General features: G+C 61.1%; 24 protein-coding genes and 1 pseudogene. 7 read left to right on the forward strand and 18 right to left on the reverse strand.

Annotated elements, in window-relative coordinates:
- Nucleotides 1-56: 56 nt before the first annotated feature.
- The 10 genes from IEY47_RS10080 to glcD form a co-directional block, all read right to left on the reverse strand.
- Nucleotides 57-1,031 carry a hypothetical protein gene (locus IEY47_RS10080; protein ID WP_188983101.1) on the reverse strand — a complete coding sequence of 325 codons (975 nt, stop codon included), beginning with the start codon at nucleotides 1,029-1,031 and terminating at the stop codon, nucleotides 57-59.
- A 33-nt stretch (nucleotides 1,032-1,064) separates the two neighbouring features.
- Nucleotides 1,065-1,535, reverse strand: a complete 471-nt coding sequence (locus tag IEY47_RS10085; RefSeq protein WP_229779359.1) for a curlin — start codon at nucleotides 1,533-1,535, stop codon at nucleotides 1,065-1,067.
- Nucleotides 1,536-1,628: 93 nt separating this feature from the next.
- The gene (locus IEY47_RS10090) at nucleotides 1,629-2,471 is read right to left on the reverse strand and encodes a CsgG/HfaB family protein (RefSeq protein WP_188983406.1); all 843 of its coding nucleotides are present in this window, start codon (nucleotides 2,469-2,471) and stop codon (nucleotides 1,629-1,631) included.
- A 28-nt stretch (nucleotides 2,472-2,499) separates the two neighbouring features.
- Nucleotides 2,500-2,913 carry a curli assembly protein CsgF gene (locus tag IEY47_RS10095; protein ID WP_188983102.1) on the reverse strand — a complete coding sequence of 138 codons (414 nt, stop codon included), beginning with the start codon at nucleotides 2,911-2,913 and terminating at the stop codon, nucleotides 2,500-2,502.
- Complete coding sequence (gene csgE / locus IEY47_RS10100) at nucleotides 2,910-3,293, reverse strand: curli production assembly/transport protein CsgE (protein WP_188983103.1); 384 nt, start codon at nucleotides 3,291-3,293, stop codon at nucleotides 2,910-2,912. The genes IEY47_RS10095 and csgE overlap by 4 nt, the downstream gene beginning before the upstream one ends.
- The gene (locus IEY47_RS10105; protein WP_188983104.1) at nucleotides 3,290-3,922 is read right to left on the reverse strand and encodes a helix-turn-helix transcriptional regulator; all 633 of its coding nucleotides are present in this window, start codon (nucleotides 3,920-3,922) and stop codon (nucleotides 3,290-3,292) included. Before IEY47_RS10105 ends, csgE begins: the two co-directional genes overlap by 4 nt.
- 111 nt (nucleotides 3,923-4,033) lie before the next feature.
- Nucleotides 4,034-4,936: a DMT family transporter gene (locus IEY47_RS10110; RefSeq protein ID WP_188983105.1), complete on the reverse strand. Its 903-nt coding sequence runs from the start codon at nucleotides 4,934-4,936 to the stop codon at nucleotides 4,034-4,036.
- A 133-nt stretch (nucleotides 4,937-5,069) separates the two neighbouring features.
- Nucleotides 5,070-6,287, reverse strand: coding sequence for a glycolate oxidase subunit GlcF (glcF, locus tag IEY47_RS10115; protein ID WP_188983106.1), 1,218 nt, complete (start codon nucleotides 6,285-6,287; stop codon nucleotides 5,070-5,072).
- Nucleotides 6,288-6,294: 7 nt separating this feature from the next.
- Nucleotides 6,295-7,371, reverse strand: coding sequence for a glycolate oxidase subunit GlcE (gene glcE / locus IEY47_RS10120; protein ID WP_373293558.1), 1,077 nt, complete (start codon nucleotides 7,369-7,371; stop codon nucleotides 6,295-6,297).
- A complete protein-coding gene (gene glcD, locus IEY47_RS10125) occupies nucleotides 7,371-8,870 on the reverse strand; it encodes a glycolate oxidase subunit GlcD (protein ID WP_188983107.1) in 1,500 nt (499 codons plus the stop codon). Before glcD ends, glcE begins: the two co-directional genes overlap by 1 nt.
- A gap of 246 nt (nucleotides 8,871-9,116) precedes the next feature.
- Here glcD and glcC point away from each other — a divergent pair, with 246 nt between their 5' ends.
- From glcC to ubiA, 3 genes are all read left to right on the forward strand, one after another.
- Nucleotides 9,117-9,887 carry a transcriptional regulator GlcC gene (gene glcC, locus IEY47_RS10130; RefSeq protein ID WP_373293566.1) on the forward strand — a complete coding sequence of 257 codons (771 nt, stop codon included), beginning with the start codon at nucleotides 9,117-9,119 and terminating at the stop codon, nucleotides 9,885-9,887.
- Nucleotides 9,888-10,121: 234 nt separating this feature from the next.
- Nucleotides 10,122-10,664 carry a chorismate--pyruvate lyase family protein gene (locus tag IEY47_RS10135; RefSeq protein ID WP_268240453.1) on the forward strand — a complete coding sequence of 181 codons (543 nt, stop codon included), beginning with the start codon at nucleotides 10,122-10,124 and terminating at the stop codon, nucleotides 10,662-10,664.
- Between the two features lie 97 nt (nucleotides 10,665-10,761).
- Nucleotides 10,762-11,616, forward strand: coding sequence for a 4-hydroxybenzoate octaprenyltransferase (gene ubiA / locus IEY47_RS10140; protein ID WP_229779388.1), 855 nt, complete (start codon nucleotides 10,762-10,764; stop codon nucleotides 11,614-11,616).
- A 212-nt stretch (nucleotides 11,617-11,828) separates the two neighbouring features.
- Here ubiA and IEY47_RS10145 read toward each other — a convergent pair.
- The 7 genes and pseudogenes from IEY47_RS10145 to IEY47_RS10175 all read right to left on the reverse strand — a co-directional run.
- Nucleotides 11,829-12,458 (reverse strand): annotated as a pseudogene (locus IEY47_RS10145) (amino acid ABC transporter permease); the annotation flags it as partial.
- 110 nt (nucleotides 12,459-12,568) lie between these two features.
- Nucleotides 12,569-13,345, reverse strand: coding sequence for a transporter substrate-binding domain-containing protein (locus IEY47_RS10150; RefSeq protein WP_188983112.1), 777 nt, complete (start codon nucleotides 13,343-13,345; stop codon nucleotides 12,569-12,571).
- Nucleotides 13,346-13,668: 323 nt separating this feature from the next.
- A complete protein-coding gene (locus tag IEY47_RS10155; RefSeq protein WP_188983113.1) occupies nucleotides 13,669-14,988 on the reverse strand; it encodes an MFS transporter in 1,320 nt (439 codons plus the stop codon).
- A 251-nt stretch (nucleotides 14,989-15,239) separates the two neighbouring features.
- Entirely contained in the window at nucleotides 15,240-16,388 is a 1,149-nt protein-coding gene (gene dgoD, locus IEY47_RS10160) for a galactonate dehydratase (protein WP_188983114.1), read from the reverse strand.
- 40 nt (nucleotides 16,389-16,428) lie between these two features.
- Nucleotides 16,429-17,052, reverse strand: a complete 624-nt coding sequence (locus IEY47_RS10165; protein WP_188983115.1) for a 2-dehydro-3-deoxy-6-phosphogalactonate aldolase — start codon at nucleotides 17,050-17,052, stop codon at nucleotides 16,429-16,431.
- Nucleotides 17,053-17,064: 12 nt separating this feature from the next.
- Complete coding sequence (locus tag IEY47_RS10170) at nucleotides 17,065-18,000, reverse strand: 2-dehydro-3-deoxygalactonokinase (protein WP_188983116.1); 936 nt, start codon at nucleotides 17,998-18,000, stop codon at nucleotides 17,065-17,067.
- Complete coding sequence (locus tag IEY47_RS10175) at nucleotides 18,000-18,779, reverse strand: IclR family transcriptional regulator (RefSeq protein ID WP_188983117.1); 780 nt, start codon at nucleotides 18,777-18,779, stop codon at nucleotides 18,000-18,002. The genes IEY47_RS10170 and IEY47_RS10175 overlap by 1 nt, the downstream gene beginning before the upstream one ends.
- A gap of 147 nt (nucleotides 18,780-18,926) precedes the next feature.
- Here IEY47_RS10175 and phoB point away from each other — a divergent pair, with 147 nt between their 5' ends.
- The 4 genes from phoB (at nucleotide 18,927) to IEY47_RS10195 (ending at nucleotide 23,493) form a co-directional block, all read left to right on the forward strand.
- Nucleotides 18,927-19,616 (forward strand): phosphate regulon transcriptional regulator PhoB, encoded by a 690-nt coding sequence (phoB, locus tag IEY47_RS10180; protein ID WP_188983118.1) that lies wholly within the window; start codon nucleotides 18,927-18,929, stop codon nucleotides 19,614-19,616.
- Nucleotides 19,617-19,819: 203 nt separating this feature from the next.
- Nucleotides 19,820-21,121, forward strand: a complete 1,302-nt coding sequence (phoR, locus tag IEY47_RS10185) for a phosphate regulon sensor histidine kinase PhoR (RefSeq protein ID WP_188983119.1) — start codon at nucleotides 19,820-19,822, stop codon at nucleotides 21,119-21,121.
- Nucleotides 21,122-21,322: 201 nt separating this feature from the next.
- On the forward strand, nucleotides 21,323-22,696 hold the full coding sequence (locus tag IEY47_RS10190; protein ID WP_188983120.1) for a hemolysin family protein: 1,374 nt from the start codon (nucleotides 21,323-21,325) through the stop codon (nucleotides 22,694-22,696).
- Between the two features lie 149 nt (nucleotides 22,697-22,845).
- Entirely contained in the window at nucleotides 22,846-23,493 is a 648-nt protein-coding gene (locus IEY47_RS10195; protein WP_188983121.1) for a LuxR C-terminal-related transcriptional regulator, read from the forward strand.
- On the opposite strand, the gene IEY47_RS10200 is transcribed toward IEY47_RS10195, so the two are convergent.
- The gene (locus tag IEY47_RS10200) at nucleotides 23,490-25,115 is read right to left on the reverse strand and encodes an ATP-binding response regulator (RefSeq protein ID WP_188983122.1); all 1,626 of its coding nucleotides are present in this window, start codon (nucleotides 25,113-25,115) and stop codon (nucleotides 23,490-23,492) included. The genes IEY47_RS10195 and IEY47_RS10200 overlap by 4 nt on opposite strands.
- Between the last annotated feature and the right edge of the window lie 8 nt (nucleotides 25,116-25,123).

The following is a 25,123-nucleotide window of genomic DNA, read 5'->3' on the forward strand; positions in this document are numbered from 1 at the left end:
CTCCTTTTCGGGGACTGCTATTCATTGGCGGATACGAACCAGCGCATTCGAAATGTTTACCGGATCACCTGATGGATGTTGGCAACGTTGCTATTACCGGTTTGGTAAATGCCGGCGGCACCGTCGAGCAAGGTGACCAACGCGTTGTTGGCACCGCCGGATTGGCTAATGGATAGCCCTGCACTACTGGCACGCAGCGACGCATCGATTGCGTTTTCGATGCCGCTTTGCTGAAGGCTGACGAGATTGGCGTCGCCTACCACATCAAGCTCGATGCGGTTGTCGTCGCCGGCGGATGTGCTGCTGACGTTGTTGCCCGCACCGCTTATAGAGGCGCTCAGGTCGTTACGGTCACCTACTTGGATGACGTTTAGCGTTCCCCCCAGATTCGCCAACTCAAGGCCCGCATGGTTGAGCGTTCCACGTTGCTCCACACTCAGCTGATCTATTTCGGTGGAATAGGAGGCGCCGAAATCAATCTGGTTAGCGTCGCCGTACTGCATGAACATTGCGGTCCCACCCCAGAGGTACCCCCACCGGATGTCGTTCCCGTTGCCTTGCTGTACCACCGTGGTCGCATTGCCCTCGAACATGTACAGCTCATCGATAACATTGTCGTTGCCGTCTATCCGCGCGTCGAACGAATTGCCGCCGTGGTACTGCCTAATGCTTGTGCTGTTGCCCGTACCGTTCTGCTGGACCCGAGCATGGTTATCGCCCTCGAACCTTCCGCTTTGGGCGACCCCCGCATAGTTAAAGGAGCCCTCCTGATCGACCATGACGGTGGAACGCGTGCCGTAGTACTGCACGACCCAACCGTTGAGTTGATAGCCCTTCTGCTCGATCGAAACGTGGCTGTCGGTCTGATTGGTCTGGGCGATATATGCCGAATGCGGCGTTCCTTGCTGCACGACCTCTGCCGTCAAACGGTCGCCTTCTTGAAGTATGTCCGCACCTTCGAAAACGACTTGTGCCTGCGCCGTGAAGGAAGCAAGCATCACCGGTAACACGACCCACGCACACCATTTCATAAGAAGCTCCTTCTTCCCGTTTGAAGACACGCGTCAGCGGAACTGCGTGACGGTGGTCGTCATGCTGTTGCCGAATTGGGTGACGTGACTGGAAAGCCCACTGCCGATCTGTTCGACACGGGCCTGATTCTGGTCACCGAACTGCGCGATGCTGGCTCTGTTGCCATTGCCGCGCTGGATGATGGCGGCCTCGTTCTCGGCACCAACCTGGATGATCGAGGCGGTAAGGTCGGTACCTTGTTGAAGGATTTCGGCTTCCTGATCGCGGCCGGCCTGACCGATCACCGCCTGAACGTTGCGCCCAGCCTGGTCGATCGCCGCGCGGTTATCATCGCCGCGTTGCGCCACGGCGGAGTACTGCGCGTAGGCACTGGCACCTACCGCCAGATCACCCGTCGCGACGAGATCCCCACCGTCCAGAAGATCCCCGGCATGGACACTGCCCAGCAGTGCAAACCCGAGAAACCCTGCACACAATCGCCTTGCCCGATCCATGGTGAACATACCTTTTTGTCGTGGCGGGATTCTCGACCGGGCGCCGCCGGACCGATATCACCCGATCGGATGAAAAACAGGACCGCTCAGCGCGTGGAGGGATTAATCCCTCCGCACCGGCACGTCCATGAATTTCGCCAACGAGCTCCCGGCGACGTCGGACTCGTTCGCCACCAGCCACAGGCGACGCTGAATGCCTTGCGCCACGAGGTTGGCGACCGCCGACTCGATGGCGGACAGCACGCACAGCTGGGCCGGCTCGTTGGTGGTGTAGCCCGACTCGGCCTCCAGCAGCTTCTTGAACTCGATGAACTTGAACACCCCGGCCTGGCGACCGATGGAGTAGATCGTCTTCGACGTCATGACGTTGGCCAGCACCAGCCCGCTGCGCGTGTCGATCGCACGAAGGTTCACCGTGACCTGGTCGACGCGGTACTCCTCGGAAACGCCGACCCCGAGATACCGCGCGCCTTCACCGCCGCTGCGGATGTTCGTGTCATAGGCCACGATGCCGCCTTCGAGCAGCAGGTTCGCGGCTTGTAGAGAGGGCAACTCCGGTTGCAGGTTTTCCGGCAGGTTCGGTTTGTTCTGCGTCGCGCGGATGATCTTACGTTCGGTCAACAGGTTCTGCAGGCCTTCCCGCTCGAGCACGACGAACCAGCCGCTGGCCTGCAACGCATCGACGAGCATGCTGCCCGCCCCCTGTGTCACGGCCGTGGAGAACGAACTCGACGGGTTGGGTTTGTACTGGCCGGTCTGATCGCGGAACCCGTAGACAGCGGCGACCAACGGACCTTTGGGTCGTGGCAGTTCGAGCAGATCGTAGTAGGTGGATGCGCGCGGCGTCAGGCTAGGCGCTTCCTGCGCCTCGGCAGGCATTGGGTCGCGAACGGTACACCCTTGGCTCAGCGCGGCACACAGGCAGAGCGCTGTAAAAAAAGACATCTTCATGATGAGTTCTCGGGAGCGAAATTCAGGGCGCGTCGAAGCCGTTGACGATGATTTCGGACATTTCGCCCGTGATGCGATCCGTGATCTGCACCGTCAGGTTTCCCGAGTCGTCGATGATGTTGATCAAGAACTGGTCAGTGGTCAGAGAGCCGGCGTTGCCATCCTCGATGTTATTGAGAATCTGCGAGAGCAGGCGCGACTCCAGCTGCCCGGTGAAGCGCTCCAGCGCCGACTGGCTGTTGTAGGAGGACGTTCGGGCATCCGGATCCTTGTTGCGATCCTGCAGCGTCGCGTTGTTGAGCAAGTACGTCCCGTTGAGCGGGTTACCGCCGAACGACGGATTCACGGGCGTGTACACCAATTCGGTGGCATGCCCGTTCACGGGCAGCAACACGAACGAGGCCAGCAGCGCCAGCCCTTTTCGATCCAGTTTCATAGTTCATCCCTTTCCATGTCGAAGTTGTCCTGGAGCAGATCTTCCAGGCGCCGCCGTGCGATGTTCTCCACCACGATGTCGGCGGCAGCCGTGGCGGCATCCATAAGCTGGTTGTTGTTGGGTTGCAGGAACTGGCGGTAAAGCACGCGCCGCTCGTACTCCACCCAAACGAGACTTCCCCAGCGCGCCGATGGGCGTTCGAGGACGACGAGGTTGAAGTCCATTTGCGTCGTGTCGGTGAGCCGCGCCGTGAAGTGACGGTAAAAGTCGTGACCGAAGCGCGTGATGGTGTTGTCCACCACCAGACCCTGGATGATGTCTTCCTCTGCTTTGGCGGGCATGACGAGCAGCGCCAGCAGGATCAACCAACCGCCCTTCATCGCGACACCATGAAACCGCGGAACAGCGAGGCAGCCTCGGTGCGGTTCGAGGTACCGGTTTTGCGAAGCAGATTGCGAATATGGCTTTTGATGGTGTGCGGGCTAAGGCAAAGTATTTCGCCAATTTCCGCGTTGGAGCAGCCCCGGCCGACCAAGACGAGAATTTCCCGCTCGCGCTCCGTCAGCGCATCCGAGAGGGGCCGTTGCAAGTCGCGGAGCCGTTGCACTAGCCGTCCCATCACCACGCGCGGCAGCCAATCCTGTCCCGCGAGCAGTGTGGCAATCCCTTTCAACAAATTTTCACGGCTGGTTTGCGGTGAGAACACGCCACGGATGACAGGCCAACGCTCGACCCAGGTGGCGGCAACATCCAATGGGGCGTTGATCAACGCGATCGGCGTTTCGGACCCGCAGCGATGGAGCCCAATTTCGAGGGCGTCCGCCGTTACGCTGCCTGCATCGAACAGCCAAAGCGAGGCAACGTCATTCGCGGCGGCGGAGAATGGCTGCAGTGACACGCGCATGTCCGGCTCGAGCAAATGCCGGAACAGCTCAGCGAGCAGCGCATTGGCAGTGAACAAGCGGACAACCGGAGCGGTATCCACCCGTAGAGCAGAATCGACGTCCATGTCTGGTCTCGGGGTCTTCTAGTTGGTAGGCAACATAGTCAATAACCCGACAACCACAATGGTGGCCCGCCATGCTGGCGACAAAAAATCGACGAACGGTGAACGAGCGCTCTATTTAGCGGCTTCGTTTTGTGTTGGCCGTGTCGCCATCGCTACACCGATAACGGATATGAGCATTGCTCCCCACGCCAACGGCGGCATGGGTTCGCCTAGCAGAATCATCGACATGACTGCTGCCAACGGCGGCACGAAGAAGAACAGCGATGACACGCGAGACACTTCGCCCGCCCGGGTCAGGGCAATCAACAACGAAATCGCCACCAGCGAATTACCTAGCACGAGGTACAGCAAGGGTCCGATCAGCCCCCACGTCCACTCATAGTGGTATTGGTCCGTTACCCAGGCGGCCGGCGCACAGAACAGCAACCCGACCGCGTATTGGATCAGGTTGCCAATGACCGGATGCACCCCGGTGCCATGGCGTTTCTCGTACAGGATCGCGGTCGTCATGCCGATGAGTGCACCGACGGCAAGCACGAGGCCAAGGATGGAATCGGTTTCGATGCCGGAACGCGCGGCGATGACGCCAACGGTTCCCGTCAGACCCAGCGCCAGCCCGGCCCAGCGTTGCAAGCTGACACGCTCACCCAGCAACTTCGGCGCAAGCGCCGAGACCAGCACGGGCTGCAACGACGTGATGAGTGCTAGCACACCTGCCGACGTCCCCTCCATCAGTGAGAAATAGTTCAAGCCGAAATACATCACTTGGATACAGAACCCGACGACCGCCACGTGCACCCACGCCATGCCCCGCGGCAAGTCGGGCCGCAAGATCGCGAAGAGCACCAGCAGTACCGCCGCCGTCAACGCATAGCGAATTGCCAACAGCCCCATGGGTTGGGAGTACTCCAGCGCCAGCTTGGACACGGGAAATCCAGCGGACCAGAGCAGCAGAAAAACCACAGGCGCGACGGTTAGAAAAGCATTCGATGAGGGCTTGGAAGCAGACGACATGGGAGTCCAGACGAGTTCAGCGGTGCGTTATTCGAACACGGATTAGAGACTGCCGGATGAATTTGTTGGGAGACGCACAAGCCCTCGGTAAGACCCTAACCACTCGCGCGTTCCACAAGCGCGGGTTGCTGCCCTACCCCATCGCCTCATCCACGACTTCAATCCAGTGCCGAACAGGCGTGCGGCCAGCGCCATCGAGGTGGGTCTGGCAGCCGATGTTGGCGGTGACGATGGCGTCAGGCTTGCCGCTTTCCAGCGCATTGAGCTTGTTGTCGCGCAATTGCCGCGACAACACGGGTTGAGTGATGGAATAGGTACCCGCCGAGCCACAACACAGGTGGGCATCCGGCACCGCTGTGAGGTGAAAGCCCAGGCGCTTGAGCACGTCCTCGACCGCGCCACCCAGCTTTTGGGCGTGTTGCAAGGTACAGGGGCAATGAAAGGCCAGGCGCTTGTCAGCGCACAGGGTAACGGTTTCCAGCGGCGCTTCCCGGAGCACTTCGACGAGATCCTTCGCCAGTGTGGACACCTGTCGCGCCTTGTCCGCGTAGGCGGGATCGTCGCGCAGCAGATAGCCGTATTCCTTCACGAAGGCGCCGCAACCGCTGGCGGTTTGCACGATCGCTTCGGCGCCCGCCTGGATCGCGGGCCACCAGGCATCGATATTACGCCGCGCGCGGTCCAGGCCGGTGTCCTGCGCATTGAGGTGGTAGTCCACCGCACCGCAACAGCCTGCTTCACGGGCGGGCGTGACGCCGATACCAAAACGGTCGAGTACCCGCGCCGTCGCAGCGTTGGTATTAGGCGACAGGCTTTGCTGCACGCAGCCTTCGAGCATTAAAACCTGACGCGCGTGTTGTCCTTGCGGGCGTTCCTTGGCCCGCGCCACATGGGCCGGTAACTTTGCTTTGAGGGCAGCGGGAAGCAGAGGCCGGAAGGCCTGGCCGCTACGTGTCAGCGCCTGAAATAGCCGTGGTCTGGGCACCACCGCCCGCAATCCGGCACGGAGCAATCGCTCGCCCAATGGCCGTTCGACCCGAGCCTCGACCGCGGCCCGGCCAATATCCAGCAGCTTGTGATACTCGACGCCCGACGGGCAGGTCGTTTCGCAGTTGCGGCAGGTCAGGCAACGGTCCAGATGCTCCTGGGTGCTGTCCGACACCTCGTCCGTTTCGAGGAATTGCTTGATGAGGTAGATGCGCCCCCGTGGGCCATCCAGCTCATCGCCCAACACCTGGTAGGTCGGACAGGTCGCATTGCAGAAGCCGCAGTGTACGCACGACCGCAAGACGCGTTCGGCCTCGGCGGCATGGACCAGGCGCTTGGCGCTATCACTCAGATTGGTTTGCATGACGACCTCATACCTCTGCGTACTGGCGGCCCGGATTGAAGATGCCCTGGGGATCGAGCGCGGCTTTGAGTTGGCGGTGATACCGCATGAGCCCGGTCGGCAACGGATGGAACGGGCTCGCTGCGTGGCCTGCCGTGTAGCAGATCGCGTGACCACCCACCTCCGTCACGATGCGCCGGAGGTCCGCCTCGGACATATCGGACTTTAACCAGCGTTGCGCGCCGCCCCAGTCGATGAATTGTTCTCCCGGCACCGCAAGGCTTGGCGTGGCGAGGGGAACGGACAGCCGCCAGAGCGGACGCGGATCGCGGAAGAAATCCAGGCGCTGCTCGCGTAGGTCGTCCCAGAGACTCGCCTGTTGCGGTTCGCCGCCCAAGCGATCGCACGCGGCAAGAACCGAACCTTCACCGCCCTCCAGACGCAAGCACAATGCCGAACCGTCGTGGCAGGCACCACTGATGGGCAGCGGTTGCTGGCCCCACTCCGACAATTTCAACAGCGCACGGTCGGCCGGCATCTCAAGGCGTAACGACCGACACAAACGTGGTTTCGGCAACACTTTCAGAGACACCTCGGTAATGATGCCCAGGCAACCGAAACTGCCGGCCATCAACCGGGAAAGATCGTAGCCCGCCACGTTCTTCATCACCTCGCCGCCAAAGCGCAGGTGCTTGCCATGCCCGGTGATCACGCGCGTGCCGAGCACGAAATCCCGCGCCGACCCCGCCCAGGGCCGCCGCGGTCCGGACAATCCGCTGGCAATGCTGCCCCCCAGCGTCGCCACGCCATCGAACCGGGGTGGCTCGAATGGCAGCATTTGCTCATGGGCATCCAGTGCCGCGACCAGATCGACCAGCGTCGTCCCGGCCCGCGCCGTCACGACGAGCTCCGTAGGGTCGTAGCTCACGATGCCGATGTGCGCCCGCATGTCCAACGGCTCGCCGTCCACCATGCGTCCAAGAAACGCCTTGCTGTCGCCGCCCCTGATCGCCAACGGTCGCCGCTGCGAAAGCGCATCTTGAACCTGCTCGACCAGTACGGCGGCACTGTCATCCGCGCGTTCGATCATCGATGCCGTGCTCATCAGAAACGCTCCAATTCAGGGAACGGCAGCTTGCCGGCGTGCACGTGCATACCGCCGAATTCGGCGCAGCGGTGCAAGGTGGGAATGTTCTTGCCGGGATTGAGCAGGCCGGATGGATCGAACGCCGCTTTTACCGCATGAAACACCGTCAGCTCGTCGGCATTGAATTGCACGCACATCGAGTTGATCTTCTCCCGACCCACGCCATGTTCACCGGTGATGCTGCCACCGACGGCGACGCAGAGCTCGAGGATCTTCGCGCCCAGTTCCTCGGCGCGCTCCAGCTCACCAGGCGCGTTGGCATCGAACAGGATCAGCGGGTGCATATTGCCGTCACCCGCATGGAACACATTGGCGACACGCAGCCCATATTCGTCCGAAAAATCCTTGATACCCCGGAGCACCGCGGGCAACTGACGCTTGGGGATGGTGCCGTCCATGCAGTAGTAGTCCGGCGATATACGGCCTACCGCCGGGAAGGCGTTCTTACGGCCGGCCCAGAACTTCGCCCGCTCGACCTCATCCCTTGCCAGCCGCACTTCGGTGGCGCCGGCCTTTTCGAGCACGTGGCGCACACGTTCGCAGTCGTCGTGTACGTCGGCCTCGACACCGTCCAGTTCGCACAACAGGATGGCCTCGGCGTCCACCGGGTAACCGGCGTGGATGAAGTCTTCCGCTGCCCGGATCGACAGGTTGTCCATCATCTCCAGGCCGCCAGGGACGATGCCGGCCGCGATGATGTCGGCGACCGCCGCACCCGCCTTCTCTACTGAATCGAACGCCGCCAGTAGCACCTTTGCCACCTGCGGCTTGGGTAGCAGCTTGACGGTAACCTCGGTCACGACGCCGAGCATCCCTTCGGAACCGGTGAACAGCGCCAAAAGGTCGAAGCCCGGCGAATCGAGCGCGTCGCTGCCCAGCGTCAACCGTTCACCTTCGACAGTGAGAATCTCCACCTTCAGCAGGTTATGCACCGTCAAACCGTACTTCAGGCAATGCACGCCGCCGGCGTTCTCGGCAACGTTGCCACCGATGGAACAGGCGATCTGCGAGGAAGGATCAGGGGCGTAATAGAGTTCATGGGGCGCCGCCGCCTGGGAAATGGCGAGATTGCGTACGCCGGGTTGGACGCGAGCGAACCGCCCCTGAGGGTTGATCTCGAGGATGCGGTTGAACTTCGCCATGACCAGCAGTACGCCCTGCTCCAACGGCAAGGCGCCGCCGGACAGCCCGGTACCGGCGCCGCGCGGCACTACCGGTATCTTCTGCGCGTGACAGACCTTCAGCAGCGTGGCGACCTGCTCCAGCCGCTCGGGTAACGCGACCAGCATTGGCGTCGTGCGGTAGGCGGAAAGCCCGTCGCATTCATACGGGCGCAGGTCTTCGGCGCTGTGCAGCAGCTTGAGATCAGGTATCCGCTGGCGCAACTCAGCCAGCAGTATCGCCTTATCGGCACGCGGCAGTTCACCGTCGACGCGCTCGTCGTAGAGGATGTTCATGCAGGCTATCCATCTTGTTGTTCTTGTTGGCGAACGTTGGACTGGCGTTCGTTATTGATCACGATAGCCCCTGATTGCCCCGCGGCGTCCAGCATTGACTGCACTGGTCCGACCAGTTCGTGCGCCGCTGCGGCAGGAGAGCGGTATCTGGCGCCCGGTAAGGCAGGCTATCCAACGGTCGAATGGACGAATCCGCTCAAAGCAGCTCTACTGGTCCTACCACTGAGCCAAACAATAAAAACCATGATGCCGCCCTCTTCTGTCGAGCGACGCCAGGTTGCCGATGTGGTCGCTGAACGCATCGAGCGACTCATCGTGGACGGCGTTCTAAAAACCGGCCAGGCGCTGCCCTCCGAGCGACGGCTTTGCGAGCGTCTCGGTATCTCGCGCTCAGCGTTACGCGAAGGCATGCGTGTGCTGCGCGCCCGCGGCATCATCCAGACCGCTCATGGTAAGGGCTCCTTCGTCGCGAGCCTTTCTCCGCCTGCGGACGCCAGCCCTCTCATGCACCTGTTCGGCTCACAACCGCGCACGCTGTACGACCTGCTGGAAGTGCGTGGGCTGCTGGAAGCGGAGTCCGCACGGCTAGCAGCCCTGCGCGGCACGGAAGCGGATTTCATCCTGCTCGGCCGTCGCTATCGTGAGATGGTTGACGCGCACGCGCAGCTGGAAGGATTGGACGCACGCGAACATGCACGACGAGACCATGCCTTCCACCTGGCGATTTGCGAGGCCTCCCACAACCCTGTGCTCGTTCACACCCTGCAGTCCTTGACCGATCTGTTGCTCAACACCGTCTACGCGTCAGTCAACAACCTCTATCACCGCCCGCCCCGCATGAAACAGATTGAGCGGCAGCACAGCAGGCTCTATCACGCGGTGATCAACCGGTTACCCGAACAGGCACAACGGGCGGCGCGTGACCACATTCACGGCATCCGCGACAGTTTTCAGGAGATCGAGCAAGAGGAGCAGCGATTGATTCGCGCAAGCATGCGGTTGGAAGGTTGGGGCTGAATAGAGCCTACACCGTAGGGCGGGTGCAACCCGCGTGAGTTGAAAGCCGCGGGTTGCATCCGCCCTACAGACGTCCGCTTCAGTGGAAGCGTGTGGGAGTGGGCGGGGCGGCCATCCGCAATGCCCGCGACAGCGTTAAGCGCGCCTCGAGTGAGCCCAGGCTTTGTACCATCGGATGCCAGCCCCTATTGCCGCTGCTAAACTCGCCGCTCCATGACGAACACAGAGCGCCCTGTGCCTAATACCCGACCTGCCCCGCAATGGCTGGCTGCCGACCAGATGCTCCACGTGGAACCTCGCGAGCGCGAATGGTTGTTCAATGAGGACTCCCTCACGCGCAGGCTCACGGCCTTGGCCGAAGGAGAGTTCAGCGTACTCCCACTCAAAGAAGGGTGGCAGACACTACGCAGCGACGAATGCGAAGAGCTCGGGCTACCGCACGCCAGCTGTGGCTGGGCACGCGAGGTTCTGTTGCGTGGGCACGGTGAAGGCTGGGTGTACGCCCGCAGCGTTGCGGGTGAGTCCGCATTGCGCGCCGATGGCTTCGATCTTGCCAGCCTTGGCACTCGCTCCCTCGGGGAGCTGCTCTTCAGCGATCGCGCGTTCTCCCGTGGCGAATTGAAAGCAGCAGGCTATCCCCCCGCCTGGCTTCCATTCCCAAACGATGCAACGCTCTGGGCACGCCGCTCCGTTTTTCGCCGGAATGCACTGGGCGTGCTGGTCATGGAAGTATTTCTGCCCGCGTTCTGGGCTGCCGAAGCCGCCTCATCCAGGTAAGACGATGACCAAAAAACGTAAGCGCTCCATTAGCGAACAGCCCCAACCGTCGACCCGCAAAGCCTTCGCCACGCCGCCTACCCGCCAAGGCAAATACATGCACCGCTGGCGCGACTTTTGGGTGTTGGCCCGCATGAACAAACCCATCGGCATCTATTTACTGCTATGGCCGACACTTTGGGCCTTGTGGATCGCCGCCGAGGGCGTACCGAGTGTGAAGAACCTGGTTATCTTCGTGTTCGGTACCGTGCTGATGCGCGCGGCAGGCTGCGTCATCAATGACTACGCAGATCGCAATTTCGACGGGCACGTCAGCCGTACCCGCGAACGCCCCATGGCCACGGGGCACATCAGCGCAAAGGAAGCGTTGGGCTTCGCCGCCATTCTGGTCGTGATCGCGTTCGGGCTGGTCCTGCTGACCAATGCCACGACGGTCTGGCTGTCCTTCGGCGCGGTCGCCATTGCCGCGCTCTACCCGTTCATGAAGCGCTACACCTATTACCCGCAGGTGGTGCTGGGGGCGGCGTTCGCCTGGGGCATGCCAATGGCGTTCACGGCTGAAACCGGCGAGTTACCAGCGGCGGTGTGGCTGCTGTTCATCGCCAATGTGGTGTGGACAGTGGGCTACGACACCTACTACGCCATGGCGGATCGCGAGGACGATCTGAAAATCGGTATCAAGTCCACGGCCATTCTGTTTGGTGACGCCGACCGGGTGATCATCCTGGGGTTACAGCTCTTCGCACTGTTCTGCTTGATCCTGGCGGGTGGGCAATTCGAGCTGGGCGGGTGGTTCCACCTCGGCTTGATGGCCGCCGCCGGTTGCTTTGCGTGGGAGTTCTGGAAGACACGGAATCGCGAGCCAATGGTGTGCTTCCAGGCGTTCCTGCATAACCATTGGGCGGGCTTGGCGATCTTTGCGGGGATCGTGATGCATTACGCGGTGGGGTGAGGGGCGATGGCGGCGAAATGGTGCGGTCCATCGACCCTTTGGGCGGCTCTGCCGCCTTCGCGACTAAAGCGGACCGCCGCCCGGTCGCCCCTACAGATACTGTGGATACGTTGAGCTAGAGGCCTACCCGAACCATGTAGGGGCGACTTTAGTCGCGAAGGCGACCGAAGGTCGCCCCTATGACCACCAGATTCACACCGCACTCAACACCCTCACCGCTTCATCGGCTCCGTAAGGCGCTTTTCCAGAAACCGCTGCACCCGCTCGAACAACGACGACAGAATCCAATAGATCGCCGCCGCCGTAAGATAGAGCGGTAACGGCTGAAAGGTTTCGGCGATTAGTTCCTTCGTTGCCAGCATCAACTCGGTAACGGTAATCACTGAGACCAGCGACGTGTCCTTGATCAGGCTGATCAAGCTGTTCGAAAGGCTCGGCACCGCCAGGCGCAAAGCTTGCGGGGTGATGATGCGCCACAGCACTTGAAACCAGGTCAGCCCCATTGAAATGCCTGATTCCCACTGACCTTTATCGATCCCGAGAATGGCGCCGCGCATGGACTCGGACAGATAGGCCGCAACGTTCAGTGTCAACGCCAGGATGCCCGCCGTGACCGGGCTGAACTCCACGCCGAGGCTGGGCAGCCCGTAGTAGATGACGAAGATCTGCACCAGCAACGGCGTGCCGCGCATTGCGCTGACGTACACGGCGAACAACGGTGCGATAAGGGGTATGTTGACGACGCGTATCACTGCCGTGATGAACCCCAGCGCCAGTCCAAGCACCATGGACACCGAGGCGAACATCAACGTGTAAAGCGTGCCCTGCACCAGCAATGGCCAGCCGCTTTCGACGAGCCCGAGCCAGTTGGTGAACATCGCGGGCACAAAGGAACTCAAGTCCATGCAGGCTCCAGAGCCGGCACCGCCTGCGGCGCCGGTCGATCAAGGCATTACTGGGCAGCAGCAGGCTTGCTGACGTCCTGCGCGAACCACTTGTTGGAGATCTTTGCGAATTCGCCATTACCCTTCAGGGTATCCAGCGCGTCGTTGATCGCCTTTTCCAGCTTCGGATTGTTCTTCTGGAAGGGAATGGCCATTTCGGTCGGAGCACCGACCGGCTCACCGGCCTTGAGCGGCAACTTGGCCTGCTTGATCGCATAGGGAATCAACAGGCTGTCGTTCAGGGCCGCGTCGATGCGCTTGGCAACGAGATCCTGCAGGTATTCCGGCGCGCCAGGATACGTCTGTACATGAATGCCTTTGACCGCACGCGCCTGCTCGGCGAAGTTGGTGCCCTGCCCCACGCCAAGTTTCAAACCAACGAGATCTTCAAAGGACGAAAAGTGGCGCGTTTCGTCCTCGCGCACGATCAGCTGCGGGCTGGAGTAGGTATAGGTCTGGCTGAAATCGAACACTTTGCGACGCTTGTCCGAGACCGATACCTGATTCATTACCACGTCGTACTTGTTGCCTTGCAGCCCCGCCAGCAGGCCGCTCCATTCGGCGGTGGTGAAGGCGGCTTTGACACCCATCTCCTTCGCCAAGGCCTCGGCCAGCTCCACCTCGAAGCCGACCAACTGACCACCTTCGCGATAGTTGAACGGCGGGTACGTGCCTTCCAATCCAACGCGCAGCGTGCCGCGCGCATTAATGTCATCCAGTGCCTCGGCATGGGCCATGCCAGCACACAGCGATAGCAAAAGAGCGAACCCTTGAATCAGGCGCATGTGCGTTCCTCGTGAGTCTTTTTAGGAGAAATAGCTGTAAGCCCAGCTTTGATGGCATTACAGGTCACAAGGTCCGTTGACGTGTCTATCGAGGACGCGCGGCGTCATCCCAGGTCAACCGACCGGTCCGATGGTTCGGTTTCGGGAAGATAGCAGCTTCGGGGCTAGTGTTCTCGAGCAGATACACTTGCAGGGCGTGCTGTACTGCGCACAGGCACGGGCGCAGGTTGCACAGGCAGCGATGTCTTCGTAGGGCGGTGCAACCCGCGCGGCGTACTTTGAAACACCGCAGGTTGCACCCGCCTTACGAATACGGAGCAGCGTTATTCCTCGATGCGCTCGACTTTGCCGACGAGCAGGCCGTAGCTCAACGCGCCGATCAGCGCCATTACCGCGATGTAGGTGATCGCCGGTGCGAAATTGTCGCCCTCGACGAGGAAGCCAATCACGATGGGCACGCAGATCGCCGACAGGTTACCGACGAAGTTGAACACTCCTCCGGTCAGCCCCAGCAGACGTGCCGGCGCAAGGGCCGAGACCATCGACCAGGTGATCGATGCCAGTCCATTGCCAAAGAAAGCAATGGCGAGGCACGCAATGATCAGCGCTGGTGTGTCCACGTAGTTGGCGCCGAAGATGGCGGTCGAAATCAGCAAACCACTGATGATGGGCAGTTTGCGGGCGATGCCCAGCGAGTAGCCACGGCGTACCAGCCAGTCGGACAGCAGCCCCGAGCAGATCACGCCGAAGAACGCCGCGAGGAACGGCACCGATGCCAAAAAGCCCGCTTTGATGAAGTCCATGCCACGGTACTGCACCAGATACGTCGGGAACCAGGTGAGGAAGAACCAAAGCGTCGACGTCAGGCAAAACTGCCCCAGGTAAATGCCCCACAATTTGCGCTTGCTCAACACGATACCCAGATCACGCCACTGGAACGGCGCCTTGGTGCTGTTCGCCTTGTCCAAATCGACGAGGCCACCGCCCTGTTCGATCAGCGCGATCTCAGCCTCGTTGGCCCCTTTGAAGTCCTTTGGCTCGCGGTAAACGGCGTACCAGATCACGGCCCAGACGATTCCGATCCCACCCGTCACGACGAACACCATGTGCCAGCCGAACGTCTGCTGCAAATAGATCAGCACCGGCGTCAGAAACGCGAGGCCAACGAACTGCCCCGACGTGTAGAAACCGATAGCGGTTGCCCGCTCGCTCTCCGGGAACCAACTCGTCACGACCCGATTGTTGATGGGATAAGCCGGAGCCTCCAGCGCGCCGACCGCCAAACGCAATACGATCAACCCGATGAAGCTGCCCACGAACCCAAGGCCAACGGTCGCCAGGGACCACAGGCCGATTGCCAACGGATACAACACCCGTGGCGAGACCTTGTCCACCAGCCAGCCGCCAGGAATCTGCATGGCCGCATACGTCCAGCCAAACGCCGACAGCACTAAGCCCATGTGCACCGGATCGATCGCCAGATCCTTCGCTAGATGTGGCGCGGCAATGGACAGGTTGCTGCGGTCCAGATAGTTGATCACCACCGTTACGAACAGCAGCACCATGATGAAATAACGCGAACGCGTCGGCTTGCCGAGATTCGCTGCCGCCTGCGCGGCCCCTTGTGAAGCACTCGTTTGCATCGCTCGGTACCTGTTTTGGAATTGTTGCGAGCTGGTTTGGGGAGAGCTGGCTTCAACCACGCCTTTCAGGCGCGATTCACCGTTGTCAGCCAAAGAGAGTCGGGTCGGCCAAAATTCGCTTCAGGGCGTCGCGAGCGCAGCTGGCGCAAGGCGGAACTCGGTGAGAACGCGCAGTGCACATCAAGTGCATGAGCATTTCGAATCGAGTTCCAACGCAGCGCCAGCAAGCGCAGCAGCCCCGAAGCGAATTTTCACCATTCGGCAAAACTGCCGTCCTTGTGCCGCCATATGGGATTGCGCCAGCGATGCCCAACCTCGGCCCGCTCCTTGACGTATTCCTCGTTCACCTCGACGCCGAGCCCTGGCCCTTGCGGAATCTTCACGTGGCCGTCGGCGTAGTCGAAGACCTCGGGATTCTTGATGTAGTCCAGCAGGTCGTTGCCCTGGTTGTAGTGAATGCCGAGGCTCTGCTCCTGGATGAAGGCGTTGTAGCAGTTGGCGTCGAGCTGCAGGTTCACGGCCAAGGCGATCGGGCCGAGCGGGCAATGCAGCGCGATGGCGACGTCGTAGGCTTCAGCCATGTTGGCAATCTTGCGCGTCTCGGTGATGCCGCCGGCGTGGGACGGGTCCGGCTGGAGGATATCGACGTAGCCGTCCTGCAGGATGCGTTTGAAGTCCCAGCGCGAATACAGACGTTCGCCCAGCGCGATGGGCGTGTTGCTCATCAGCGCGATTTCTTTGAGGGCTTCGTAGTTTTCGCTGAGCACTGGCTCTTCGATGAACATCAGGCGGAACTGCTCGAGCTCCTTGATCAGGACCTTGGCCATGGGCTTGTGCACGCGGCCGTGGAAGTCGACACCGATGCCGAAGTGCGGACCGCAGGCTTCGCGGATAGCGGCTACGTTGGCCAGGACTTGATCGACCTTGTCGAAGGTATCGACGAACTGCATCTCTTCGGAGGCGTTCATCTTGATCGCGGTAAAGCCTTTTTCCTTACGCTCCAGGGCGTGGGCTGCGGTTTCCGCCGGACGATCGCCGCCGATCCAGGAGTAGACGCGAATACTGTCCCGCACCTGGCCACCGAGGAGTTCGTGCACGGGCACACCCAACGCCTTGCCCTTGATGTCCCACAATGCCTGGTCGATACCGGCCAGCGCACTCATGTGGATACCGCCGCCCCGATAGAAACCACCGCGGTAGAGCACGGTCCAGTGGTCTTCGATCTGCCGTGGATCCTTGCCGATCAGGTATTCGCCCAGCTCTTCGACGGCAGCGGCCACGCTATGGGCGCGGCCTTCCAGCACGGGCTCGCCCCAGCCGGTAACGCCCTCGTCCGTCTCGATTTTGAGGAAGCACCAGCGCGGCGGCACGATGTAAGTGGTGAGCTTGGTAATTTTCATGGCGGGATCCCCGTCGTTCTTGTTTCGGGTGGGAGAAGTATCAGGTACGCAGCGCGCGCCACGCGGACGCGAACGCCTCGGCGTTGGCGGACACCTGCGCCGGCGTGAGGCCCGGCTTGTACAGCGCGGACCCGAGCCCAAAGCCGTTCGCGCCGGCATTGAGGTACGGCGTCATGTTGTCTGGCGTAATGCCGCCGACCGGCAGCATTGGCAGCTCCTTTGGGAACACCGCGCGCCAGGCCTTGAGTACGGCTGGGCCAAGTTGTTCGGCGGGAAACAGCTTCAAGGCATCCGCACCGGCGTCGAGGGCGGCGAAGCCTTCACTTGGCGTAGCGACACCCGGTGCACTGGCCATGCCAGCAGCCTTGGTCGCGCGGATCACCGCCGTGTTCGCATTCGGCGAAACCACCAGTCGCCCGCCCGCTGAAGCCACATCTGCGACCTGTCGCTCGTTCAGTACGGTGCCGGCGCCAATGAGGCAGTCCTCGCCCAGTTCGCGGGACAGCAGGCGGATGCTTTCCAAGGGCTCGGGCGAGTTGAGCGGAATCTCAATAACGCGAAAGCCTGCGGCGTACAGGGCGCGGCCGACCGGCACGATTTCCGCCGGGGTGATGCCACGCAGGATCGCGATGAGCGGAAGGTGTGCAAGGTAGTCGTTGAACATGAGCAGCTCCTGTCAGGACGCACGAGCGGCCACAAGTCCGGCGGCGGTGGCGATCTGCCAAAGGCCGGCGCGGGTGGCGTGTTCGAGATGGCGCGTTTCCGTGATTCCGTAAAACGCGAGGGCTTGGCGATAGCGGTCGCAGAGCGCGGCATCGCCGATGAGCACCAGCGGCGGGCAGGCCTCGTCATGCAGTGACGCGACGACGCTGCGCAACTCTTCGCCGATGAGCAGGCCGGACAGGTAATCCAGCGTGTGGGCGGCCGGCAGGGCTTCGGCAAGATACAGGCTGCGCGTGGTGAACAAGCGTGATGCGATGCCTTGGGCACCGGCATCGCGGGCATTGCGAAGGCCCAGTTGGAAGGCATCGGCGGCGCCTTCGTGACCTTCGTCGCGAGCCGGTCGCCCGAGAATCGAATGATCACGCAGAACGGCGAACAGCTCGCCGGTCATGTAGGTGGCGAAACGCTCCAGGCGGCCCTCGCACACGTCGACCCATTTGCTGTGCGTGCCAGGCAGGACCAGCACGCCGCGCTCGACGAGTTCGGGGCACATCTGCAAGGCGCCGAACACTTGCGTCTCTTCACCGCGCAACACATTGGGGAGCTCGCCCCGCTGCATGACGCCCGGCACCAGATGTAGATCGCCGCATCCGCTGTCGAAACTCAGCAGGCCCTTGGCGAGCTCAGCGGCGTCGGCAGGCGCATCGACGTAAGGCACTTCACGCCAGCCGTTACGGCTACCGATCATGCCGCAGGCGAGGGCCGGCGCATCCGGCCAGCGCTCCCGCCAGTCACCGACCAACGTACGAAAAGCCGTGGCGAAATCACCCGCCGGCGTGTGCATGATGCCCCAGGGTCGGGTACGGGTTTCCACCGCCACGCCGTCTGCGTCGAGCAATTGCGCGCGCAGGGATGAGGTTCCCCAGTCCAGGGCGATGAGTGCGCTCATTAAGGCCTCCAGCCCAGATCGAAAGAAATCGCCCGAGCGGCATCTACCACGCCGGGGCGCAGTTCTTCGAGCCGGGACTCGGGCATGTAGGTGATGGCGCTGGCTACGGACAGGGCCGCCACGATCGCGCCGCTTGCGTCGCGAATCGGCGCGGCAACGCAGCGGATACCGAGCTCGTTCTCTTCCAGGTCCAAGCTGTAACCACCCGCGGCATAACGTTTGAGCTGAGCGAGATAATCGGACCATGGTGTGAATTCATCACGCAGGCCTGGCCCGGTCCGACGCGAAACGCCCGCGTCGTAGAGCCGCGCCCATTCCGTTTCGTCTAGGTCGAGCATCAGCGCCTTGCCCACCCCCGTCAGGGCTAACGGCATGCGCATACCGATGCGCGAGCGCATTTCCAGCCCACGGCTGCCGGCGACTTTATCGAGGTAGAAAACGTCGTCCTCTTCGCGGACGCCGAGATGGATCGTGTCGCCACAGCATTCGGACAAGGCACACAAATGCTGGCGAGCGATTTGAATCAATGGCACCTGGGCCCGGGCCCGAAAACCAAGCTCGATCAGCCGTGAACCCAACTGGTATTCACCGTTGCTGGCGCGCAGGTAATTCGCTTGGACGAGTGCCGACACCAAGCGGTGGGTGGTGCTGCGTGTGCAGCCGATAACGTCGCCAATCCGCTGCAGGGTCACTGCACCTTCGGCAACGGCATCGATAACCGCGAGGCCGCGAAACAGTGCTTGTGCACCTGTAGGTATGTTTTTGTTTTGTTCATTCATGACCGAGATCCTAGTGCTCCCTTCTGATTATCTCAATATATGAAAGTTCATCCCATATTATGGGATGAACATAGGCTACGCTTGTCACATCTCTGCAACAAAACCGTTATCTAATGCAGCGCTGTAGCAAATGACTCGAGGCAGGACATGGCGGGTAAAAGCATCCTCATCGTCGACGACGAAGCGCCCATTCGGGAAATGATCGCGGTCGCCCTGGAAATGGCGGGCTACGATTGCCTGGAGGCGGAAAACACACAGCAAGCGCACGCGTTGATCGTGGACCGCAAGCCGGACCTGATCCTGCTGGACTGGATGCTTCCCGGCACCTCCGGCATCGAATTGGCGCGACGTTTAAAGCGTGACGAGCTGACCAATGATGTCCCGATCATCATGCTCACGGCCAAGGGCGACGAGGACAACAAGATCCAGGGTCTCGAAGTCGGTGCGGATGACTACATCACCAAGCCGTTCTCGCCGCGCGAGCTCGTCGCGCGCTTGAAGGCGGTACTGCGCCGTACTGGCCATGCCGATAACGAAACGCCCATCGAAGTAGGTGGCCTGCTGCTGGACCCGGTTAGCCACCGCGTGACCATCGACGGTCGACCCGCCGAAATGGGCCCGACCGAATACCGCCTGCTGCAGTTCTTCATGACCCACCAGGAACGCGCCTACACCCGCGGACAGCTGCTTGATCAGGTCTGGGGCGGCAACGTGTATGTGGAAGAGCGCACGGTCGACGTGCACATTCGCCGCCTGCGCAAGGCACTGGGCGAGGCCCACGAAAACCTGGTGCAAACCGTACGCGGCACGGGTTACCGGTTTTCCATCAAGGTCTGACGGAGCGCCTTCGTTTGCCAGGCGATCGGCGCCCCGGCGATCGAGCCATCTCCCGCGCAAACGATGGTTCCGGCCAGGACCTTGAACGTTACTAGGCGTGCCTATGGCACGCCCGCCGGCTTATGTGAGAATGCGCGCCCTGTTCGATAAATGGCAACGTCACTGCACGGACGTCTTTGACGAACCCTTCGGAGCACACCCCCTTGAATAGCAATTGGCGTCATCTGCTGATCCGCCACGCGATTCTCCTGATCACGGTCGCGCTCGTGCTCGGTTTCATTACAGGCGCCTACGGCTGGAGCATGGCGCTGGCGCTAGCGGGCTATCTCGCGTGGATCCTGCGTGATCTCATGCGCTTGCGCAGCTGGCTGGAAAAAGCCGATCTCGAAGCCGACGTGCCTGAAGCCAAAGGCGTATGGGAAGAGCTCTTCGACCAGGTCTATCACCTTCAGCGTCGCAGCCGGCAATCACGCGACCGCCTCCAAGCCATCATCGATCGCGCCCAGGAATCGACCACTGCCCTACGCGACGCAGTCATCATGGTAGACAACTCGGGCAATCTGGAATGGTGGAACCCGGCCGCGGAAAGCCTGCTCGGCCTCAAGGAGCCTCAGGACGTCGGCCAGCCAATCGCCAATTTGCTGCGCCATCCGCGTTTCAAGGATTACTTCGAGAGCGGCAACCACGCCGTCCCACTGGAAATTGCCTCGCCGGTGAACGACCGCGTTCGCATTCAATTCACGATCACCCGATATGGCAACGATGAGCATCTGATGCTGGTCCGTGACGTGACACGCGTCCACCAGCTCGAACAGATGCGTAAGGATTTCGTCGCCAACGTCTCCCACGAGCTGCGTACGCCGCTCACCGTCATCACCGGCTACCTCGAAACCCTGCTCGACAATAGCGAAGGCGCCAACCCCCGCTGGCGCCGTGCAATGGAACAGATGCAGCAACAGGCCACGCGGATGCAGAGCCTGCTCAACGACCTGCTCCTGCTTGCACGCCTGGAAGCGACCGACTATCCCTCGGACAATCATCCGGTACCGATGCTGCGCGTGTTGTCATCGATCAAGACCGATGCCCAGGCGCTGTCGGCCGAGCGCGCGCACCACATCGTGCTGGAGGCCGACGCCAACTTGAGCATCAAGGGCAGCGAGACCGAATTGCGCAGCGCGTTCTCGAATCTGGTGTTCAATGCCGTCAAATACACACCTGAGAAAGGTGAGATTCGCATCCGCTGCTGGCGCGATGAGAACGGTGCGTACCTTTCCGTGCAGGACAACGGCCCTGGTATCGATGCCAAGCACCTACCGCGCCTGACCGAGCGCTTCTACCGCGTGGATTCAAGCCGCGCCAGCAAGACAGGAGGCACGGGCCTTGGGCTAGCGATCGTCAAGCACGTCTTGCTCCGCCATAAAGGACGGCTGGACATCGAGAGCACGCTGCTGCGCGGCAGTGTCTTTACCTGCCATTTCCCACCGTCGCAGATCGTCGAGGACTGAATCTCCAGCCGCAACGGATACGGTCCGCGTAGTCAAAATGGTCGATGCTGACGAAAAAGGCTTGAAACCTGCCGTTACAGGCCGTATCTGTAGGAACGTTTTCGACGCATCGCGGGCATATGACACGCGCGCTGCACTTCGCTCGGCAAGGCCCGAGCCCGATCGCTTCTTACTTTCAAGGACATTTCGTCTCTTACGCTCATGGACCCTTCTCCTGGTTTCACCTCGGTCTACCTCGCCGACTTCGGCCTGATCTTCTTCGCCCTCTTCCTTGTCCTGCTCAACGGCTTCTTCGTGGCGGCCGAGTTCGCCATGGTCAAGCTTCGCGCCACGCGTGTCGAAGCAATCGCCAAGGTCCACGGCTGGCGCGGCCATATCTTGCGCAAGGTCCACAGCCAGCTCGACGCCTACCTATCGGCCTGCCAGCTGGGTATCACACTAGCCTCGCTGGGCCTGGGCTGGGTCGGTGAACCGGCTTTCGCGCACCTGCTGGAGCCGCTGCTCTCCGCAATGGGCATCGACACACCCGCGCTGGTACATGCGGTCGCGTTCTTCACCGCCTTTTTCATCATTTCCTATCTGCACATCGTCGTGGGTGAGCTAGCGCCGAAGTCCTGGGCCATTCGCAAGCCCGAGCTGCTTTCGCTGTGGACGGCCGTACCGCTCTATCTTTTCTACTGGCTGATGTACCCGGCCATTTACCTGCTCAACGCCAGTGCCAACGCCATCCTGCGCATTGCGGGTCAGGACGTCGCGCATCAGGAGCATCACTACAGCCGCGATGAACTGAAGCTGATTCTGCACTCCAGCCGTGCGCACGACCCGAGCGATCAGGACATGCGCGTGCTGGCGTCCGCCGTCGAGCTGGGCGAGCTGGAAGTCGTCGATTGGGCAAACTCGCGCGAAGACCTTGTGTATATCGAGACGAATACGCCGCTCCACGAACTGTTCACCCTCTTCCGCCGACACAAGTACAGCCGTTACCCAGTCTACGACGAGCAAAAAAACCTGTTCGTCGGCGTGCTGCACGTGAAGGATCTGTTGCTCGAACTGTCGCTACTGGAAATGCTGCCTTCCGCATTCGATCCCACGGAGCTCATGCACCCGATCGAGCGCGTGTCGCGCAACATGCCACTGTCCGAGCTGCTGGAAACCTTCCGCAAGGGGGGCGCCCACTTCGCGCTGGTGGAAGAGGCGGACCACAAGGTCGTGGGCTTTCTTACCATGGAAGACGTGTTGGAAGCGCTCGTCGGCGATATCCAGGACGAGCACCGCAAGGCCGAGCGCGGCATCGTCGCGTACAAGCCAGGCAAGCTGCTGGTGCGCGGGGACACGCCACTGTTCAAGGTGGAGCGCCTGCTCAACATCGACCTCGATCACCTCGAAGCAGAAACCCTCGCGGGCATGGTCTACGACGCCCTGAATCGGGTTCCCGAAGAGGACGAAGTTCTGGAAACCGAGGGCCTGCGAATCATCATTAAAAAGATGAAAGGGCCCAAAATCGTCTTGGCTAAAGTGCTGCAGGTGGACCCTGAGGAAACGGGTTCGCACTTGCATACCGACCGAGGGGACTGAATGGCGCGCGCGAGACATCCACGCGCCGTTCTGCCCAATGGCTCACAAATACAGTACTCTTCGTCGAATTGAATCTGGCAGGTAGCCGGACCGTAGGTGCGGTGTTCGATCCACCACGGAATTGTAGGACTGCAATCAGGCGACGCGCGATGGCGAAAATCAGCAGGACCGAACGTGTGATCATCGGCGATGATCACCCCGTTTTCAGGGAAGGCTTGTCCCGCATCGTGCGAAACCTGTTGCCCGAAGCCACCGTCGTAGAGGCCGGTACGCTTCAGGAGGTCCTGGATGCGGCGCGCGCGACACCTGCGCCAACGCTGATCCTGCTGGATCTGATGTTTCCCGGGGTCGAGCCGAAGCAATCGATCGCAGATCTACGTCAGGAATTTCAGCAAACATCGCTGATCATCGTATCGATGATCGAGAATTCGGCACTTATCGATACCTTGATGTCCTGCGGCGCGGACGGCTTCATTGGTAAGGCGTTGAACGCCACCGAAATTGCCGATGCCATCGTCCACGTGCGCAACGGCGATTTCGTGGTCCGCTACAACACATCGACGCTTATCAGCACTCTGGATGTACAGAGTCAGATCGACCAGCTTACTGCTCGGCAGCGAGACGTGCTGCGGTTGCTGGTCGATGGCCTGTCGAACAAAGAGATCGCCCGCATCCTCGACATCTCGCCTTTCACCGTACGTATTCATGTGTCCGCGTTGCTACGCGTATTGAAGGTCAATAGCCGCGCCGCCGCGGCCGGCATCGGCGCTCAAGCCGGGCTTTTCCGGCAAGGTTAGGCGCCTTCCGCGTGCCCCAGCGCATGCCGAATGCGCAAGCTCGCCAAGAGCGACCGTAAATCCGCAGGCGCGACCGGCTTTGACAGTACGGGCACGCTGGGATCGGCGATGATCGCTTCGACCGTCGCCACGTCATGACCGGTGACGACCACTGCGGGAATATGGCGTCCGCTGAGTTGGCGCAGGTACTCGATACAATCCGCGCCCGAGGCTTCGGTCCCTAGGTCAAAATCCGTCACGACCAGATCGCAAGGCACCAGCGAGTCAGGAATCGAAGCCGCTGTGCTGACTTGGCAACCCCACTTCTCCAGCAGGGTCGCCGTGGCCTGCAGCACGCTCTGCTGGTCTTCGATGAGCAACACATGTAAGCCCGTCAGTGGGCTGATGACCACTGAAGGACGCTCCTCCGCCATTGCCGGCTCGATCGCTCGCTTGAGCCCCTCCACCACGACCCGCGTACCCCTGCCCTCGTTCGAACGAAAGAAAAGTCGCAGGGTCAGGAGGTTCACCAGCCGACTAACGATGAAGAGCCCCAGGCCCAACCCTTCTATATCCCGATCGCGAATCGCGCGAACCCGATAGAACTCATCGCACACCTTCCCGATATCCGCAGGCGGAATGCCTCGACCACAGTCGATCACCTCGATCGCGATGTCGCCTTGCCGGGCCCGGCTTCCCACTAAAATTGGTTTGCCATTGCCGTACTTGATCGCGTTCGAAATGAGATTCTGCAGGATGGTTCGTAACAGGCTGGGATCGGTCATCACCCATTGCGACGTTGGACGTACGCGAATCGCCGTGCCTGCCCAGCGCGCTGCTTCAGCGTTCTCCCGTGCGACTTCATCCATGAGCGGCCCAAGCGCTACCGGCTGAGTACTTGCGACCATCTTGCCGTTATCGAGGGTGTAGAGGTCGAGAATCGAACGAAACAGCTGCGAGACGCTGTAGAGCGACTTGTCGATATTCTCCACCATCCGTTGTTCTTCCTGGCCCAGATTGGCATCGCGCAGGCAGGCTGTGAACAGGTTGATGGCATAGATGGGCTGGCGCAGATCATGGCTCGCCTGTGCCAAAAAACGCGATTTGGCGAGGTTCGCGGCGCGCGCCTGTTCAGTGGCCTCGCGGGTTTGCCTGAGGAGAATGTGCGAGTACGCCGGTACCGCAATCATGGTGATGACCAGCATGAACACCACGTACGGCTGCGCTTGCAGGTAGGGCATGGATTCGACGATCACTGCGATCGATACCAACGCGATGCCGGTCGCGAGTGCCAGATACCGCGAACCGTAGCGCATGCCATTGCCCACCGTAACCCACAGCATCACGCCAAACACCGGCAGCATGGATTCTCCGCCCATGATCATGCACGCGCTGATCGCGACGTAGTCGTGGCCGATGGCTAACAAGCGCCGGTAATGGAATACGCCTGGAAAGGCGACGATCCAGCCGAAGAGCACGATGGACAGGAACATGAACACCAGCGCGTACGTAGCGACCTGCATGAACGCGCCTCGGTCCATGAGACCAAGCGCATAGGTGGCGCACATGTACGCTATGGCGACGCCCCCAATGACCAGCCGCACGACCGCCTGAGCACGCTCGTTATCCTTCGCCGCTCGCATCACACCGC

This window comes from Pseudomonas matsuisoli (genome assembly GCF_014647635.1).
Classification (GTDB): Bacteria; Pseudomonadota; Gammaproteobacteria; order Pseudomonadales; family Pseudomonadaceae; genus Pseudomonas_P; species Pseudomonas_P matsuisoli.